The sequence below is a fragment of the Massilia pinisoli genome (genome assembly GCF_024753285.1).
Lineage (GTDB): Bacteria > Pseudomonadota > Gammaproteobacteria > Burkholderiales > Burkholderiaceae_D > Telluria > Telluria pinisoli.
This window is the reverse complement of the sequence record NZ_JANUGW010000002.1, coordinates 292,053-310,125: the sequence shown is the minus strand read 5'-3', so window position 1 is coordinate 310,125 and position 18,073 is coordinate 292,053. Positions and strand designations below refer to the sequence as shown.

Below are 18,073 nucleotides of genomic sequence, written 5' to 3'. Positions count from 1 at the left end.
CGCGTTCCGCCGTCCCTATCGAGCCGCCATGTCCACCGCCACCATCGCCCCGCCCCAGCCCCTGCAGCCGCTGCAACTGAAGCAGCGCCTGAAGGCCGAGCGCCAGCACGTCATCGCCGAGTTCCGCGCGAACGGCAAGCCCGAGAAACTGCTGCGTGGCCTGCGCCACAGCGTCGACGGCGTGCTGACCGACGCGTGGAACGCGGCCGGCCTGCCCGCCAACGCCGCCCTCGTGGGCGTCGGGGGCTACGGGCGCGGCGAACTGTTCCCCTGCTCCGACGTCGACCTCCTGATCCTGCTGGGCACGCCGCCGGACGCGATCGTGCAGGCGAAGCTGGAAAACTTCGTGCAACTCCTGTGGGACCTGGGCCTGGAAATCGGCCACAGCATCCGCACCGTGGACGAGTGCATGACGGAGTCGGCCGCCGACATCACCGTGCAGACGAGCCTGCTGGAAGCGCGCCTCGTGACGGGGAGCCTGACGGTGTTCAGCGAGCTGCAGCACCGCTACGACGCCGCGATGGACCCGCAGGCGTTCTTCCAGGCCAAGACGGCCGAGATGCGGCTGCGCCACGCCAAGTATGAATTCACGCCATTTTCGCTGGAGCCCAACGTCAAGGAAAGTCCGGGCGCCCTGCGCGACCTGCAGGTGATCTTGTGGGTCGCGAAGGCGGCGGGGCTCGGCAATTCCTGGACCCAGCTCGCCATCCGCGGCCTGATCACGCGCGAGGAAGCGCGCCAGCTCATGGAAAAGGAATACGCGTTCAAGGACATCCGCGTGCGCCTGCACCTGCAGACGAACCGGCGCGAAGACCGCCTCGTGTTCGACGTCCAGACCGCGATCGCGGAAACGTTCGGCCTCACGACGACGGGCACGGGCCTGGGCGGGCGCCGCGCCAGCGAATACCTGATGCAGCGCTATTACTGGGCCGCGAAGACCGTCACCCAGCTGAACACGATCCTGCTGCAGAACATCGAGGCGCACCTGTTCCCCACGCCGTCGCAGCCGGTGCCGATCAACCCGCGCTTCAACGAGGTGGGCGGCTTCATCGACATCGCCGCCGACGACACGTTCGAGGCCACGCCGTCGGCCGTGCTGGAAATCTTCGTGCTGATGACGGAGCGTCCCGACATCAAGGGCATGACGGCGCGCACGATGCGCGCGCTGTGGCATGCGCGCACCCTGATCGACGACGCGTTCCGCGCCAACCCGGCGCACCGCGCGTTGTTCGTGCGCGTGCTGCAGGCGCCCGCCGGCCTCGTGCACGCGCTGCGCCGCATGAACGACATGGGGATCCTGGGCCGCTACCTGCCGAACTTCCGCCGCATCATCGGCCAGATGCAACACGACCTGTTCCACGTGTACACGGTCGACCAGCACATCATGATGGTCGTGCGGAACATGCGCCGCTTCACGATGACGGAACACGCGCACGAATACCCGTTCTGCAGCCAGCTGATCGCCAACTTCCGCGACCGCTGGCTGCTGTACGTGGCCGCCCTCTTCCACGACATCGCCAAGGGCCGCGGCGGCGACCACTCGGAACTGGGCAAGACGGACGCGCTGGAATTCTGCCGCGACCACGGCCTGTCCGACGAGGACACGGAACTCGTCGTGTTCCTCGTCGAGCACCACCTGACGATGTCCGTCGTCGCCCAGAAGCAGGACCTGTCCGACCCCGACGTGATCCAGTCGTTCGCCCGCCTCGTGCGCGACGAGCGCCACCTGACCGCGCTCTACCTCCTGACCGTGGCCGACATCCGCGGCACGAGCCCGAAGGTGTGGAATGCATGGAAGGCCAAGCTGCTGGAAGACCTGTACAAGATGACGTTGCGCGTGCTCGGCGGCGAGCCGCCGTCCGCCGACCGCGAACTGCGCGCGCGCCAGCAGGAAGCGCTGGCCACCCTGCGCCTGTTCGGCCTCCCGGCGGATGCGCACGAAGCCTTGTGGAAGCAGCTCGACATGGCCTATTTCCTGCGCCACGACGCGTCCGACATCGCCTGGCAGACGCGCTGCCTGTACGACAAGCTGGGGCGCGACAAGCCCGTCGTGAAATCGCGCCTGGCGCCGATCGGCGAAGGCCTGCAGGTGACGATCTTCGTGAAGGACCAGCCCGACCTGTTCGCGCGCATCTGCGGTTATTTCGACCGCAAGAATTTTTCCATCCTCGACGCCAAGATCCACACGACGAAGGACGGCTATGCGCTCGACACATTCCTCATCACGGACGAGCATTTCGCCAATAGCTACCGCGACATCATCAACCTGATCGAGCACGAGCTGTGCGAAGTGCTCGTGCGCCAGGAACCGCTGACGCCGCCGCTGCGGGGCCGGCTGTCGCGCATGTCGCGCACCTTCCCCATCACGCCGACCGTGGACATGCGCCCGGACGAGCGGGGCCAGTTCTGGGTGCTGTCGATCGGCGCGAACGACCGCAACGGCCTGTTGTACGCGATCGCGAACGTGCTGGCGCGCTACCGCATCAACCTCCACACCGCGAAGATCATGACGCTCGGCGAGCGCGTCGAGGACGTGTTCCTCATCGACGGGCAGGCGCTGAACAACCAGCGCGTGCAGGTGCAGCTGGAGACCGAGCTGCTGGACGCCGTCAAGATTTGATTTAAATTGATTTATTCGTTTTTCGATTGACCATGACTGAACCCGTACGCCTGTCCAAACGCATGTCCGAACTTGGCCTCTCGTCCCGCCGCGAGGCGGACGAGTGGATCGCGAAAGGCTGGGTCCGCGTCGACGGCCAAGTGGTGTCCGAGCTGGGCAGCAAAGTCTTGCCGCACCAGAAAATCACCGTCGAGCGCCAGGCCGCTGCCCAGCAGGCGAAGCGCGTGACCGTCCTGTTGAACAAGCCCGTCGGCTATGTGAGCGGCCAGGCGGAGGACGGCTACAAGCCGGCCGTCGTGCTCGTCAAGCCGGAGAATCGCTGGCCGGACGATCCATCGCCGGAGCAATTCCACCCGACGCAGCTGAAGTCGCTCGTGCCGGCCGGCCGCCTGGACATCGATTCCGTCGGCCTGCTCGTTCTCACGCAGGATGGCCGCATCGCGAAGCAGCTGATCGGCGAAGACACGGCGATCGAGAAGGAATACCTCGTGCGCGTGCAGTACACCAAGCCAGGGCGCCTGCCGGACGCGGACCTCAAGAAGCTCAATCACGGCCTTTGGATGGACGGCAAGCCCCTGCTCCCGGCGAAGGTGCGCTGGCAGAACGACGACCAGCTCAGCTTCACCTTGAAGGAAGGCCGCAAGCGCCAGATCCGCCGCATGTGCGACATGGTCGGATTGAAGGTCATCGGCCTCAAGCGCGTCCGCATCGGCCGCGTCAAGCTGGGCGAATTGCCGCCGGGACAGTGGCGTTACCTGGGCGCGGACGAGCGCTTCTGATCGGCGCCGCGTGGGCGCACGCGCACCGCTCAGTGTCCGCGCCGCTCAGTGTCCGCGCCGCTCAATACCGGTTCCGCTCAGTGCGCATGCCGCATCTGCGTCCAAGGATCGAGCACGTGCAGCTCGTTCAGTATGGCGCGCGGGCCCGCGACGGTGCCGCCTGTGTCCAGGTCCCATTCGAGCCTGAGCTTCGACCGTCCGCGGCGCAAATCGACACGCGCGTAGTCGACCCACGCATCGTCCGCATCGTATTCGAACGTCTTCATCCAACCTGTGCGCAGCAACGCTTCCAACGTCTGGCGTAGCGCGAAAGGTGGGAGGTCCGAGATCGTCTCGGGGTGTTGTAACTGGGGCTCGCGCAGGACGCCCAGATACCTGACCATTGTTGAAATCCACGCCATCGCTGCCTCCCAACATCGTTTGACGTTGAGATCAGTCTACGCAGCAACTTGCAACATTGACGTTCGCTAACGCACACAGTGAAGTAAATGCGGGTGGCATATGTCACATATTTGTAACTTATTGTTTCGGCAACCCTCCTCGTGTCTCAGGCAAGAATCTGGTGCAAGTCCTCGATGCTGACGGGTTTCGTGAGGTGGTGCGAGAACCCGCGGTTGCGCGTCTGGCGCCGGTCGGCGTCCTGGCCCCAGCCCGTCAGCGCGGCGATGCGCACGCCGGAGAAGCGTTCGTCCTGGCGCAAGCGGCGCGCCACTTCGTAACCGTCCATGCCGGGCATGCCGATGTCGAGCAGGACACTGGTCGGCAGGAACGATTCCGCCGCGGCCAACGCGGCCCGGCCGTCGTACACGACACGTACCTCGGCGCCGTCCGCCTCGAGCAGCAGGCCCAGCGTGTCGGCCGCGTCGCGGTTGTCGTCCACGACGAGGATGCGCTGGCCGTGGAACGGCGCGGTGGGCCGCGCCTGTCCCAGCTGGGGCACGTCGTCGTCGACGTCGATGGCGGGGGCGAGCGGCAGGCGCACGATGAATTCGCTGCCCTGGCCCGGTCCGGGACTGCGGGCTTCCACGGTGCCGTGATGCATCTCGACGAGGCTGCGGACCATCGTCAGGCCGATGCCGAGCCCACCCTGTCCCCGCCCGGCCGACCGGTGCGCCTGGGCGAACATGTCGAACACGCCCGGCAGCGCGTCAGCCGGGATGCCGATGCCCGTGTCGCGCACGGTGGCGACGACCTGGTCGTCCTCGCGGCGCACGTCGAACCAGATGCGGCCGCCTGTGTCCGTGTACTTCGCGGCGTTGTTCAGGAGGTTCGAGAACACCTGCGTCAGGCGCACGCGGTCGGCCTCCAGCACAAGGGGCTGCTCCGGCAACGCGACGGCCAGCTGGTGGCCGGCCCGGTCGATCATCGGCTGGGCCGTCTCGACGGCGCTGTGGACGATCTCGGTGAACGGCACGCGCTCCAGCTTCAGGTCGATCTTGCCGCGCGTGATGCGCGACACTTCGAGCAGGTCGTCGACGAGGCGCGCCATCTGCTTGACCTGGCGCCCCACCATCTCGACGACGCGGTCGGCCTGGCGCCGCCCATCCGGACGACGCATCAGCTGCACGGCGTTGCTGATCGGAGCGAGGGGGTTGCGCAGTTCGTGGGCCAGCGTCGCAAGGAACTCGTCCTTGCGACGATCGGCCTCCTTTAGGGCCTCCTCGGCCTGTACGGCCCCCGTGATGTCGAGCGAGATGCCGACGTAGCCACGGTGTTCGCCTTCGCCCGAGTACCACGGCGAGGCATGTGATTCGAACCAGTGCCAGCTGCCGTCCTTCACCATCGTGTGCACGCGCTGGGTGAAGGTGCCGTTCTTGCGGATGCCGCCGTACACGTCGCGCAGGTAGGCATCCATGTCGTCGGGCCGCGCGATGTCCGTCCAGCCGGTGGTGCCCGGGCCCGCAGGGGCTTCGTCCGTCACGCAACGCTGGTTCAGATAGATGACATTGCCGTCGACGTCGAACTGGTACACGAGGGCGGGCGACGCGTCGGCCAGCGCGCGGAACCGCCCTTCGCTCTCGCGCAGCGCATCCTCGGCGCGCTTGCGCACCGTGATGTCGTGGAACAGGATCGCCACCCGCGGCACCTGGCGCCCGCCCACCGGGTAGACGAAGAAGTCGTACCAGCTCGACAGCGGCGGCGAGAAGCATTGCGAGCGGCTGGACACACCCGTGCGCACGACCTGGGCGCACGCGTCGAGCCAACACGGCTCGTGCTCGGGGCGCATGCGCAGCTGGCCGGGGCCCGCATAAGCAATGTTGGCCATGCGCACGGCGGCCGGGTTCGCCTCCGCATAGTCGAGGCCGACGGCACGGCCGGCGTCGTCGAAGCGCACCGTCGCGAGCAGGAAGCCTTCGTCCATCGCCTCGAACAGCATGCGGTAACGCCGCTCGCTCTCCGCCAGCGCGGCCTGCGTGCGGCGGCGCTCGTCGACGTCGATGTGCATGCCGACCCATTTGCGCACGCTGCCGTCGCGGTTGAACAGCGGGGCGGCGCGTGCATTGGTCCAGCGCCAGCCGCCCGCGGCGGACTGCACGCGGAACTCGGCATTGAGCACGCGGCGCGTGCCGACGGCCGCGCGCCATTCGCGCAACACATAGGCGCGGTCGTCCGGGTGCACGGCCTCGATCCAGCCCACGCCCAGCGAGGCGGCTTCCGTCTGGCCCGTGTACACGGTCCAGCTGGGCGAGCCATTGACGACGCGCCCGTGCGCGTCCGTTTCCCACACGGTCTGCGCAAAGCCTTCGACCATCGCGCGGAACCGCTCCTCGCTTTCGGCAAGGCGTGCCTCCGTCTCCTTGTTTTCCGTGACATCGATGACGAACAGCACGCAGCGCGCGTTCGCGCCCTCGCCCCAGATGCGCGCGGGCGCGAACAGGCCCCACCAGCGGCTGCCGTCCTTGCGCCGCATCTGCTTCGTGTACGGCGCCGTGACGCCGTGGTCGATGAGGTCGCGCAGGGCCCGCGCCGACACGTCCCAGAATTCGGGCGGCGTCATGTCGCGCCAGTTCGGCATCGTGCGCAGCTCGTCGCGTGTATAGCCCGTCATCCGCTCGAACGCCGGGTTGACGTCGCGCACCGTGCCGTCGATGTCGAAATACAGCACGCCGACCGTGCCGATGCTGAGGGTCGCGTCGATGAGGGCCTTGTGTTCGCGCAGCGCGCGCTCGGCCGCGCGGCTCTCCTCCACCTCGCGTTCCAGGTGTTCCTTGCTTTCGAGGACGGGACGCAGGCGCTCCTCGACCTTGCGTTCGATCTCGCCGCCGTCCGCCCCGGCGCGGCCGCCGCCGGCCTGGTGGGCGGCCGCGGCGAACGCGGCGCCAGCGCGCAGCAGGCGCAGGTCGTCGGCGTCGAAACGGGCCTCGCCGTCGCCCAGCACCATCCCGACCGCACCGGCGATGCCACCGCGGATGCGCCACGGCACGCCGAGGAATTCACGGGGAGACAGTCCGGTGGAACGCAGCGACGCGAAATGGTCGGCCGGGTGTTCGAACAGGACGGCGCCGTCGGCCTGGATGGCGCTGCCGCACGCGCACTCCTCGATCGACCAGCGGCCGGCCTGGTGCCCTGCAAGCGCGCCGGACAGGGCGCACCAGCGCACCGTCTCGCCGCCGTCCGGCGCCGCATTCCAGTCGCCGTCGCGCACGGCAACGACGACGGCATCGGCACCGCACAAGGCCAGCACGGCATCGGCCAGGCGCTGCATCGCGTGCTCAGGCGCGTCGCCCATCGCCTGCGCAAGCGCCGCGAGCTTTCCCGCCTCCTCGGCCCCGTCGTGCGCCGACAGGTGGTTGGGACGCTCACGCAGCATCGCTTCCACGACGTCGTTGTCGCGGACCCCGAGCGATGCGTCGGGTGTCGAGTCGGCCATGATTGTCGATTATTGGTTGCCACCACCCTGGAACTTCAGATTACTTGACAATTCGATCAGTGCCAATCGAATTTCAATCGTGCTCGCCATGTTTAACAAAATTTGAAGCAATCCGAGTCAGCGGCGATCGAAAATGTGGCGAGACCGTCAAATGGCGCTATTTACATGGCCGCCGTTCCATTTCACGGTACAAAAACGATAGCGATAACAGCCAACGGCCGTGCTCACATGGCGACCGTAATGAAAAGAAGATACCCGAAGGCAGCGTGCGCGCCTCCCCAGTTTTGTCGCATCGGGACAGGCTCCGCCATCTCGTATTGCGGAATGCTCATCCGGAATCGTGGCAACCCGGGATAGCGGACACATTGGCAAAAAGTCCCATCTTGTTGCAAACCGGAAATATGCTATAGTCAATAAATCTTGCCGAACGTACAGCATGCTCCGTCCCTACTTCGCCCCTTCGATCCTGGCCCTCGCGGCCGGTGTGCTCTTCGCCGGCGCCGCCTGCGCGGCCGAGCCGCCGTCGTACAATTTCGCGCCCGTCAACCAATACAGTCTGCAGATGTCGGCCGGCCTCTGGAACCCGATCATCGAATACGTGTCGAAAAAGAGCGGCGTGCGCCTGAACCTGAAGCTGGGCCGCACGTCGGCCGACGCGACGAGCTACGTGCTGGCGCGCGAGGCCGATTTCGCGTTCACGAACCGCCTGTTCTGTCCCGGACGGGCCGGCATGGGCTGGACCGTGTTCGGCCGCCGCGGCACGCCGCCCGTGCACGCGCAGATCGTCGTCCCGGCGGATTCGCCGATCCGGCGCGTCGAGGAGCTGGCCGGCACCCCTGTCGCGTTCCCGGGGCCGGAAGCGATGATCGCTTACAAGGTCGCCTACGCCGAGCTGCTGCGCCGCAACGTGTCCGTGGACGTGGTCTTCGCCGGGAATATGGATGCCGTCTTCACCCAGCTGTTCGCAGGCAGGGTCCGGGCCGCCGGCGCCAGTTCCCAGCTCGCGCAGCACTACGCGGGACGCGAGCACAAGGCGTTCCGCGTGCTGTGGAGCTCGCCGCCGTTCACCGACCTCGCGCTGATGGCTTCGCCCCGCGTGCCCGCCGCCGAGGTGCGCGCCGTCGCCCAGGCGTTCTTCGACATGGACCGCGATCCGGAAGGCCTGCGCATCCTCGCCGAGGCGACGACACTCGTGCATTCGGACACACCGTTCACCTTCGTCCCCGCCACCGGCGCCGACTACGCGAGCTACCGCGCGTTCTGCGCGACGGCGCCCCGCGACGTGCGCTGAGGACACCGCCGCGATGACTCCGCTCCGCTCCCCCCTGCGCAGGCCGCGCCGGCTGCTTTCCCCGGCGGCGCTGCTGGCCTGCCTGCTGCCGCGCTCCCTCGTCGGCCGCGTGTTCACCGTGTTCACGTTCACGCTGATGCTGTCCATGGGTACGGGCCTCGGCCTGTTCTACCGCTACCAGTTCCTGCAGCACATCGAGGACACGCAGGACACGGCGCTGACCCTCGTCGAAGTGGCCACGCAGACGATCGAGGACAGCGTCGTCATCGGCGACTACGACACCGTCAAGCGCACGCTGGGCAAGATGCTGTTCCAGTCGCCGTTCAGGCGCGCCGAATTCATCGACATGGCGGGCGGCACGTTGCGCGTGGACGCGCCGCGCGTGACGCGCGCGCTGGCGCCGCGCTGGCTTGAGGGCCTCCTCGCCGCCAAGCTGTACGACGTCAACCGCATCGCCAACGTGGGCGGCCGCGACTACGGCGTCGTGCGCCTGCAGTTCGACGAGGAGAAGCTGGCGGCCCAGCTGTGGAGCCTCGTGCTGGAAACGGCCGGCGTCGCATCGATCGTGTTCGTGGCGAGCCTCGCGCTCATGCGCACGCTCGTGCGCCGCTGGCTCGACAACCTGGGCCGGCTGCGCTCGTTCGAGGACGACGTGGCCGCCGGCCGCGTCACCGCGGAAGCCGCACTGCTGGCGGACGCGCCCACCGAGATCAAGGAAGCGATCCGCGCCGTCAACCGCAGCGCCGCGAGCCTGCGCGACCAGTTCGGCCAGCGCATCGACTCGCTGATGAACTCCCTCGTGCAGCACAAGAGCGCGATGGACCAGGCCGCGATCGTGTGCGAGGCCGATGCGGCGGGCATCGTCACCGGCGTGAACGACCTGTTCGTCACGAGCAGCGGCTTCACGCGGCCCGAGGTCGTGGGCCAGCGCCTGGGCGACGTGGGCCGTCCCGCCGGCGCGCGCCTGCCGTGGCGGCCGTCCGACCGCGTGTGGAACGGCGAAGTCGTGATCGAGGGACGCCACGGCCGCTGCCACTGGCACCGCACGATCGTCCCGATGTTCGGCGCGGACGGCGCCGTCGAGCGCTATATCTGCATCGACATCGACATCACGGAACGCAAGGAATTCGAGCGCACGATCGTCGAGAACGCGCAGCGCCAGACCCTGATCGCGGAATTGGGACGCAAGGCGCTCGCAGCGAACGACCTCGACGACCTGTTCGCGGACGCGGCCGACGCCGCCGCGCGCGGCATCAAGGCCCCCTGCGCCGGCCTGTTCGAGCTGACGCCGAACGGCATGGTGCTGCGCGCCGGCGCGGGCCGCCTCGCGCCGGCCACGGGCCTGCAGCTGGGCCACGTGCCGGGCGAGCCGCTCGCCGCGAACGAACGGGCCGCGCGGCGCGCGTGGTTCGCGCCGCTGGCCGCCGCGCACGACATCGCGGACGGCATCGACACGCCCATCATGTGCGGCGAGCGGATGTTCGGCGTGCTGGGCGTGTACGCCGCCGGCACCCGGCGCTTCGGCGCGGACGACGCCAGCTTCCTGCACGGCGTCGCGAACATCCTGGCCACCGCGGTGGAACGCCACGAGGCGCGCAACCGCCTGACCTGGCTCGCGCAATACGATGCGCTGACGAATCTGCCGAACCGGCGCCGCCTCGCCCAGTGCCTGGAAGACGCGATCGCGCAGGCAGGCCGCGGCGGCGACCGTGCGGCCGTCATGTTCATCGACCTGGACCGCTTCAAGGACGTCAACGACATGCTGGGGCACGGTGTGGGCGACCAGCTGCTCGTGCAGGCCGCGAAGCGCCTGCGCGCCTGCGCGCGCGACGAGGACGTCGTGGCGCGGCTGGGCGGCGACGAATTCGCCGTCGTGCTGCCCGCGATCGCCGCCGACACCGACGCGGCGACCGTCGCGGCACGCGTCATCGAGGCGCTGGCGCAGCCCTTCTATCTCGCGGGCCAGCAGTTGTTCGTGTCGGCCAGCGTGGGCATCGCGACGTATCCCGAGAACGGGCGCGACGCGGAAGCGCTGCTGAAAAACGCCGACACCGCGATGTATGGCGCGAAGAACGGCGGCCGCAACAACTACCAGTTCTACGTCGCCGCGATGCACGAGAACGCCGCGCAGCGCCTGCAGACGGAAGTCCAGCTGCGCCAGGCGCTGGAGCGCGGCGAATTCCTGCTGCACTACCAGCCGAAACTGAACCTCGCGGCCGGCACCATCAGCGGGTTCGAGGCGCTGCTGCGCTGGAACCACCCGCAGCGCGGCCTCGTGGCTCCGCTGGAATTCATCGGCATCCTCGAGGACACGGGCCTCATCCTCCCGGTCGGCGAATGGGTGATCGGCGAAGTGTGCCGCCAGCTCGCCGCGTGGCAGGCGCAAGGGATGGCCGTGCGGCCGGTGGCAATCAACCTGTCCGCGCGCCAGCTGCAGCAGGCCGACCTGGACGGCGCCGTCGAGCGCATCGTCGCCCGCGCCGGTGTCGACCCCGCGCTGCTCGAATTCGAGCTGACGGAATCGATGCTGATGGCGAACCCGGAGGCCGCCGTCGAGATCCTCACGCGCATCAAGGCGCTCGGCATCCGGCTGTCGGTCGACGATTTCGGCACCGGTTATTCGAGCCTTGCGTACCTGAAGCGCTTCCCGCTGGACGCGCTGAAGATCGACCGCACGTTCGTGCGCGACCTGCCGGACGATCCGGACGACGCCGCCATCACGAAGGCCGTGATCCGCCTCGCGCACAGCCTGAGTTTGAAGGTCGTGGCGGAGGGCGTCGAGAACGTCGAGCAGATCCGCGAACTGGAACAGTATGCGTGCGACGAGATCCAGGGCTATTACGTCAGCCGTCCGTTGCCGGCCCACGGCTGCGCCGCGCTGCTGGCGGGGGCGCCGGCCATGGCGTGAGGGCGGCGGCAGGGAACCCCGGCATCGGCTAAGATAGCGGGATTCCTCAGTTTCAAACCGACCATGTCAGAGAATCGAATCCAGGTGGCGCGCCGCGTCGACGCCATCGAACCCTTCCGCGTGATGGAAATGGTCAAGGCCGCGGCAAGCATGACGCGCGCCGGCCACGACGTCATCAGCATGAGCGTCGGCGAACCCGACTTCACGGCGCCCGACATCGTCGCCCGCGCCGCCGTCGACGCCATCCAGCGCGGCGCCACGCAATACACGGAATCGCTGGGCCTGCCCGCCCTGCGCGAAGCCATCTCCGCCCACTATGCCCGCGCCTACGGGCTGGACATCCCGCTGCAGCGCATCGTCGTGACGGCGGGCGCGTCGGCCGGCCTGCTGCTGGCCTGCGCCGCGCTCGTGGCCGACGGCGACGAGATCCTGATGCCCGACCCGAGCTACCCGTGCAACCGCCATTTCGTCAGCGCGTTCGGCGGCAACGCGGTCCTCGTGCCGTCCGGGCCCGCCGAACGCTACCAGTTGACGGCGGCCCAGGTCGCGGCGCGCTGGACGGCGCGCACGCGCGGCGTCATCGTCGCGTCGCCATCGAACCCGACGGGCACGTCGATGCCCCCGGGCCAGACGGAGGACCTCGTCGCGGCCGTACGCGCGCGCGGCGGCTTTTCCATCGTCGACGAGATCTACCAGGGCCTGTACTACGGCGAGAAGGAAGGCGACCGCGCGACGAGCGCCCTGTCGTTCGGCGACGACGTCATCACCGTCAACAGCTTCTCGAAATACTTCAGCATGACGGGCTGGCGCCTCGGCTGGCTCGTGCTGCCGGAAGCGCTCGTGCCGGCCGTCGAGAAGCTTGCACAGAACCTGTTCATCTGCGCACCCGCGATCGCGCAGCACGCGGCGCTGGCCGCGTTCCACGACGACGCCATCGCCATCTTCGAGGAACGCCGCCATGAGTTCCGCCGGCGCCGCGACTTCCTCGTGCCCGCGCTGCGCGACCTGGGTTTCCAGGTACCCGTGCTGCCGGACGGCGCGTTCTACGTGTATGCCGACATCACGCAGGTCGACCACCGCGACGCGCACGACAGCAGCGCGTTCGGCATGGCCGTGCTGCGTGACGCCCTCGTCGCGATCGTGCCCGGCGACGACTTCGGCTTCGCCGCGCCGAAGCAACACGTGCGCTTTTCCTACGCGACGAAATACGAGCGGATCGAACAGGCCGTCGACCGCCTCGCGCGCCTGCTGCGGCGCTGACGGCGCGCGTCAGACGCGCGCGGGAACGGGCGCGTCGGCGACGACGCCGAGCAGCGCGCTGGCGCCGACGGGTTTCACGAGATAGCGGTCGAAGCCGGCCGCCAGGCCACGCGCCGCGTCGTCGGGCTGGCCGTAGCCCGTGAGCGCGATGGCGTACGGCCGCGCGCCTTCCTGCTGCGCGCGCAGCGCCTGCATCAATGCGAGGCCGTCGAGTTCCGGCAGGCCGATGTCGCAGAGGATCACGTCCCACTGGCGGCCGAGCGCCAGCGTCAGGCCTTCGCGGCCGTCCACGGCGCACACGACGTCATGCCCTTCCGCGGCCAGGATGTCGGCGAGGGTGGCGCACGCGTCGACATTGTCTTCCACGAGCAGGATGCGGCGGCGCGGCGTCGCCCCTGTCCGTTTCGGTTCGGCGGGCACGGCGGGCAGGCCGGTGGCGCGCGGCAGGCGCACCGTGAAGCGGCTGCCGAGTCCCGGACCGTCGCTGTGCGCCTCCACCGTACCCCGGTGCATGCCCACGAGGTTGCGCACGACGTTCAGGCCCACGCCCAGCCCGCCCTCCGACCGGGCCAGCGAGCGCGGGCCCTGCGTGAACAGGTCGAAGATATACGGGAGCACGTCGGCGGCGATGCCCGTGCCGTTGTCCTGCACCGTCACCACGATCTCGTCGCGACCGACCTGCGCGGCCAGCGCGAGGTGGCCGCCATCGCCCGTGTACTTCGACGCATTGCCGAGCAAATTCGTGAACACCTGCGCCAGGCGCACCTTGTCGCCCGCCACGGCCACCGCTTCGTCCGGCAGGTCGACGTCGAGCGTCTGCCCCCGCTCCGCGATACGCGGCTGCACGGTCTCGACGGCGTGGCGCAGCACGTCGGCCAGCGCCAGCGCGTCGACGTCGAGCGTGATCTTGCCGCTGCTGATGCGGGCCGCGTCGAGCAGGTCGTCGAGCAGGCGCGCCATGTGGTCGACCTGGCGCCCGATCACGCGCGCGAGCTTGAGCTGCTGCGGCGCGGCCCCGGCGTCGCGTTCCAGCAGCGACGCGGCCATCGCCAGCGGCGACAGCGGGTTGCGCAATTCATGCGCCAGCATGGCGAGGAATTCGTTCTGGCGCTGGTTGACGGCCTCCGCATCCTCGCGCTGGTATTCGGCGTTGACCGTGGCGAGCACGAGGTGTTCGTTCGCTTCACGCAGTTCCGCGAGCGATGCTTCGATGGCCAGGCGTTCCTCGCCCTGGCGCCGGGCGAGCGCCTGCGCGGCGTCCAGCTCGGCCTCCAGTGCGCGGATGCGGCGCAGCAGGACTGCATCGGGCATCGCCTCGCCGAGGCTGTCGCAGATGAGATCTTCGATGGAACGCTGCGCGCAGGCGGGTGGCTCTTGTCGGTACGTTCCCATCGCGGTCCTTTATTTGTGCGGCTCGCGCCGTGTGGGGAAGCCCGACATCAGGGCGTCCAGGTTGGCCGCGTGCGGCGCCACTTCGATGCCGGCATCGGTGATGCGGTATTCGCGCAGCTCGTTGCTGTGGCTCGTACCGCGCACTTTAATGACAGTCATGAACTTGCAGACGTGGCCTTCCACCTCGGCGAAGCGCATCGACAGCACGGCGTCGGCCAGGAAGCACAGGTTGTCGATCGAGAAGCGCCAGTTCGGCGAGTTGTCGTCATAGCCCACCGTGACGAGCGCCGTCACGCCGCGCCGTGCCAGCAGCGACAGCGTGCGGAACACGGAAAGGCGCAGGTCGTAGCGGAATTCCGGCGCGAGGTACAGGCCGATCTCGGACAGCGAGTCGATCACGACGCGCGTCGCGCCCGTGCGCTCGATCGCCTCCGTCAGCTGGTCGAGCAGTTCCTCGACGGTGAGCGACAGCGACAGCGATTCCAGCACCGTCACCTGCCCGTCCCGCACGAGGTTGACGAGTTCCGCGTTGTGCAGGCGCGCCGTGTGCTTTTCGAAGAACACGGCTACGCCCTTCTCCCCCTGCGCGGCACCGGCCTGCAGGAAGCGCGTGCCGAGGATCGTCTTGCCGATGCCGGTGGGGCCCGACACGAGCATCGTATGCCCCTTCGGCAGGCCGCCATGCAGCATCTCGTCCAGGCCGGGGACGCCGACCGGGATCCGGTGCGGTCCGTCGGCGATCGTCTGGTACGCTTCCGGGATCGGCGCCAGCTGGCGCGGATACACGCGGATGCCGTCGTCCGTGATGCGCAGCGTGTGCGCACCCGCCATGTGGGCCTGCCCGCGCATCTTGATGATGCGGATCTTGCGTACGACCGAGTCCTCGTCGAGGTTGTGCGACAGCGCGATCATGCCGTCGGCGACGGTGATGATCGGATTGGCCTCGACATCGGCCTGGCTGTATTCGCCGATCAGGAACGTGGTTGCCTGCCAGGTCGCCATGCGCGAGCCGAGTTCCTGCACGAAGTGCTGCAGGTCCCACAGGCCCTCGTTGCCGCTGCGGGCCGTCTGCACGACGGAGCGGAACGAATCGACGAAGACGAGGCTCGGCGCGAAATCCTCGACTTCGCGCATGATGCGTTCCAGCACGCCGCTGAAGTCGCCCGCGCGCAGGTCGTCGGCCAGGTTCACGTAGCGGATGGCCGGGCCGACCTTGTCCATGTCGAAGAACGAGAACTGCTGCTGGTAGCGCAGCATCTTCAGCGGCGGTTCGCCCAGCACGGTGAAGAACAGCGCGCGCCGCTCGACGTTCGCGAGCGCGAACATGATCTGGTGCGCGAGCGTCGTCTTGCCGCTGCCCGGGGCGCCGGCAATCAGCGTGAACGAAAACTCGCTGAGGCCGCCCCCAAGGAGAACATCGAGCCCGGGCACGCCGGTACACAATTTCTCCAGGGTTACTTTTCCGCTCATTGCTTGTGCTCCTCTTGATTCTTGTGCGGTGCGCCGTCCGCCCCGGTCTCGGCCAGCAGCCGTGCGGTCAACGTGGGGCCGATGAGGGCGCCGAGCTGGCGTACGAACGTGCCCATCAATGCTTCGTGCGTCGCGGCCGCTTCGGCGGGGTCGGCCGCCGCAAGGTCGCGCTCGAGGGCCGTCAGCAGCAGGCTGCTCGTCCTGCGCGCGGTATCGACGCTGAGCCATTCCCGCGGCGGCGACAGCAAGCGCGCGGAACGGGTGAACAATGCGACGAAACCGCCTTCTCCGATCAGCGGCACCAACTGCCGGCCCAGGCGCGACCAGGGCCGGATCAGGGGCTCGACATGGCCGGGCCGCGTCGCGTCCGACGGCCTGTCGGCGGCAACCTGCTGCGCTCTGTTTTCGTCTTTATCCATGCAGGGGTGGTGTCGGGGTTGTCATGCCATGGCGGCGTGGCCTCGGCTGGCACGTCCGTTCGGCCATTATAACCTGCGATGGAAAAGTTAAATTTTTAAAATGGCGTCAATACAATCATAGCAATTCATCATTGTCGCGCATCCGGTGTGGCGGCGGGAGAAGCCTGCGGCCGGTCGAGCGCTCAGCCGCACTGGCGGCGCGCGTGGCGCGGCGGTAAGATCGCGGGCTGAGGCATCACCCGGCCTCGCCCCACCTCGACCACAGGACCTCCATGAAGCAGACCATGCTCGCAGCAAGCCTCTCCCTCGCCCTGTCGACGCTGCTCGCGCCGGCCGCCGCCTCGGCCGCCACGCGCCCCGCACCCGCCCGCGCGACGGCCGCCGCCGACGCCCGTTTCCAGGCCATCTACAAGGCCGAGTGGCAATGGCGCGTGAAGCAGCGCATGGCCTGGGACGAGGACGAGCCGCGCGATGCCGGCGCCGCGCTGCCGAAGATCGATGCGCGCACGCAGGCCGCGCGCCTGGGCGAGTGGGAAGGCGTGCTGCGGCGCCTGGACGCCATCCGGCCCGCCGACCTGTCGCCGCCGGAGCGCATCAACTACGCCGTGTACCGCGCGCAGATCGCCGCATTGGTCGCGGCGCAGCGCTTCCGCGAATACGAGCAGCCCGTGAATGCGGACAGCGCGTTCTGGTCCGACATCACCTACGTCGCGCGCCAGCCCTTGAAGACGGCCGACGAATACCGCGGCTACCTGGCCCAGCTGGCCGACCTGCCCCGCTACTTCGACGAGGAACTCGACAACATGCGCGCGGGGCTCGCGCGCGGCTTCACGCCGCCGCAAGTCACCTTGGCCGGCCGCGACGCGCCGCTCGTCGCCATGGCGGACGCACAGCGCCCCGAGGACACGGTCTGGTACCTGCCCTTCAAGACGATGCCCGCGACGATCTCGATGGACGAGCAGGCGCGCCTGCGCGCCCAGGGCATCGCGCTGATCGGCAGCGCCGTCAAGCCCGCGTACGCGAAGGCGCTGCGCTTCATGCGCGACGAGTACGTGCCGCACGCGCGCACGACGCTCGCCGCGGAGAGCCTGCCGGACGGGAAGGCGTACTACCAGTCGAAGATCGCCGAGTACACGACGACCGACCTGACGGCCGCGCAGATCCACGCGATCGGCCTGGCCGAGATGGCGAAGATCCGCGCCGAGATGCAACAGACGATGGCGCAAGCTGGCTTCAAGGGTGACCTGCCCGCGTTCCTCGCCTTCCTGCGCAGCGACCCGCGCTTCTACGCGAAGACGCCGGACGAACTGCTGAAGGACGCCGCGTGGATCGCGAAGAAGTTCGACGGCAAGGCCGACCAGTATTTCGGCTACCTGCCGCGCCGCCGCTTCGCCATCCAGCCCGTCCCGGCGGACCAGGCGCCGTACTACACGTCGGCGCGCGGCGGCCCCGGCATCTATCTCGTCAACACGTACAACCTGCCGGCCCGCGCGCTGTACAGCCTTCCCGCGCTGACCTTGCACGAATCGGCGCCGGGCCACGCGTTCCAGATGCCGATCGCGCTGGAGCAGACGGACGTACCGCCGTTCCGCCGCGCCTACATCTCGGCCTATGGCGAAGGCTGGGCCCTGTATTGCGAGCGCCTGGGCAGCGAGATGGGGATGTACGAGACGCCGTACGAAACGTTCGGCATGCTGAGCTACCAGGCCTGGCGCGCCGCGCGCCTCGTCGTCGACACGGGCATCCATGCAATGGGCTGGACGCGCGCACAGGCGCAGGCCTATATGCACGACAACACGGCGCTGTCGGACCACGAGATCGAAACGGAAGTCGACCGCTACATCTCCTGGCCGGGGCAGGCGCTGTCGTACTACCTGGGCGAGATGGCCATCGTGGAGTCGCGCCGGAAGGCCGAGGCGGCGCTGGGCGACCGGTTCGACATCCGCGCGTTCCACGACACGGTGCTGCAGCTCGGGTCCGTGCCGCTCCCGGTGCTGCGCGCCCGCATCGACACGTTCATCGCGGAGGGTGGGAAGTCGCCGTATGCGACGGGCAAGTGATGC

The 18,073-nt window shown here is 68.4% G+C and carries 11 protein-coding genes; 6 read left to right on the top strand and 5 right to left on the bottom strand.

The annotated features are described in order from the left end of the window. Positions 1 to 28 precede the first annotated feature (28 nt). Both NX784_RS03570 and NX784_RS03565 read left to right on the top strand, forming a co-directional pair. Positions 29 to 2,620, top strand: a complete 2,592-nt coding sequence (locus NX784_RS03570; protein WP_258815318.1) for a [protein-PII] uridylyltransferase — start codon at positions 29 to 31, stop codon at positions 2,618 to 2,620. 32 nt (positions 2,621 to 2,652) lie between these two features. Beyond that, entirely contained in the window at positions 2,653 to 3,399 is a 747-nt protein-coding gene (locus tag NX784_RS03565; protein ID WP_258815317.1) for a pseudouridine synthase, read from the top strand. 77 nt (positions 3,400 to 3,476) lie between these two features. Here the strand turns inward: NX784_RS03565 and NX784_RS03560 are convergent, their stop codons facing one another. Continuing rightward, positions 3,477 to 3,782, bottom strand: a complete 306-nt coding sequence (locus NX784_RS03560; protein WP_258815316.1) for a hypothetical protein — start codon at positions 3,780 to 3,782, stop codon at positions 3,477 to 3,479. A 164-nt stretch (positions 3,783 to 3,946) separates the two neighbouring features. Next, positions 3,947 to 7,270 carry a PAS domain S-box protein gene (locus tag NX784_RS03555; protein WP_258815315.1) on the bottom strand — a complete coding sequence of 1,108 codons (3,324 nt, stop codon included), beginning with the start codon at positions 7,268 to 7,270 and terminating at the stop codon, positions 3,947 to 3,949. A gap of 436 nt (positions 7,271 to 7,706) precedes the next feature. Here NX784_RS03555 and NX784_RS03550 point away from each other — a divergent pair, with 436 nt between their 5' ends. From NX784_RS03550 to NX784_RS03540, 3 genes are all read left to right on the top strand, one after another. After that, complete coding sequence (locus NX784_RS03550; protein WP_258815314.1) at positions 7,707 to 8,561, top strand: phosphate/phosphite/phosphonate ABC transporter substrate-binding protein; 855 nt, start codon at positions 7,707 to 7,709, stop codon at positions 8,559 to 8,561. A gap of 13 nt (positions 8,562 to 8,574) precedes the next feature. Then, positions 8,575 to 11,469 (top strand): sensor domain-containing protein, encoded by a 2,895-nt coding sequence (locus tag NX784_RS03545; RefSeq protein WP_258815313.1) that lies wholly within the window; start codon positions 8,575 to 8,577, stop codon positions 11,467 to 11,469. Positions 11,470 to 11,532: 63 nt separating this feature from the next. Continuing rightward, positions 11,533 to 12,729, top strand: coding sequence for a pyridoxal phosphate-dependent aminotransferase (locus NX784_RS03540; RefSeq protein ID WP_258815312.1), 1,197 nt, complete (start codon positions 11,533 to 11,535; stop codon positions 12,727 to 12,729). 9 nt (positions 12,730 to 12,738) lie between these two features. Here the strand turns inward: NX784_RS03540 and NX784_RS03535 are convergent, their stop codons facing one another. Genes NX784_RS03535 through NX784_RS03525 form a run of 3 tightly spaced genes read right to left on the bottom strand, consistent with a single transcriptional unit; the run spans position 12,739 to position 16,010 of the window. After that, a complete protein-coding gene (locus NX784_RS03535; protein WP_258815311.1) occupies positions 12,739 to 14,121 on the bottom strand; it encodes a hybrid sensor histidine kinase/response regulator in 1,383 nt (460 codons plus the stop codon). 9 nt (positions 14,122 to 14,130) lie between these two features. Next, positions 14,131 to 15,591 (bottom strand): ATPase domain-containing protein, encoded by a 1,461-nt coding sequence (locus tag NX784_RS03530; RefSeq protein WP_258815310.1) that lies wholly within the window; start codon positions 15,589 to 15,591, stop codon positions 14,131 to 14,133. Next, entirely contained in the window at positions 15,588 to 16,010 is a 423-nt protein-coding gene (locus tag NX784_RS03525; RefSeq protein WP_258815309.1) for a hypothetical protein, read from the bottom strand. The genes NX784_RS03530 and NX784_RS03525 overlap by 4 nt, the downstream gene beginning before the upstream one ends. Positions 16,011 to 16,282: 272 nt before the next feature. On the opposite strand from NX784_RS03525, the gene NX784_RS03520 reads away from it, so the two are divergent. Further along, positions 16,283 to 18,070, top strand: a complete 1,788-nt coding sequence (locus NX784_RS03520) for a DUF885 domain-containing protein (protein WP_258815308.1) — start codon at positions 16,283 to 16,285, stop codon at positions 18,068 to 18,070. The last annotated feature ends 3 nt before the right edge of the window (positions 18,071 to 18,073 follow it).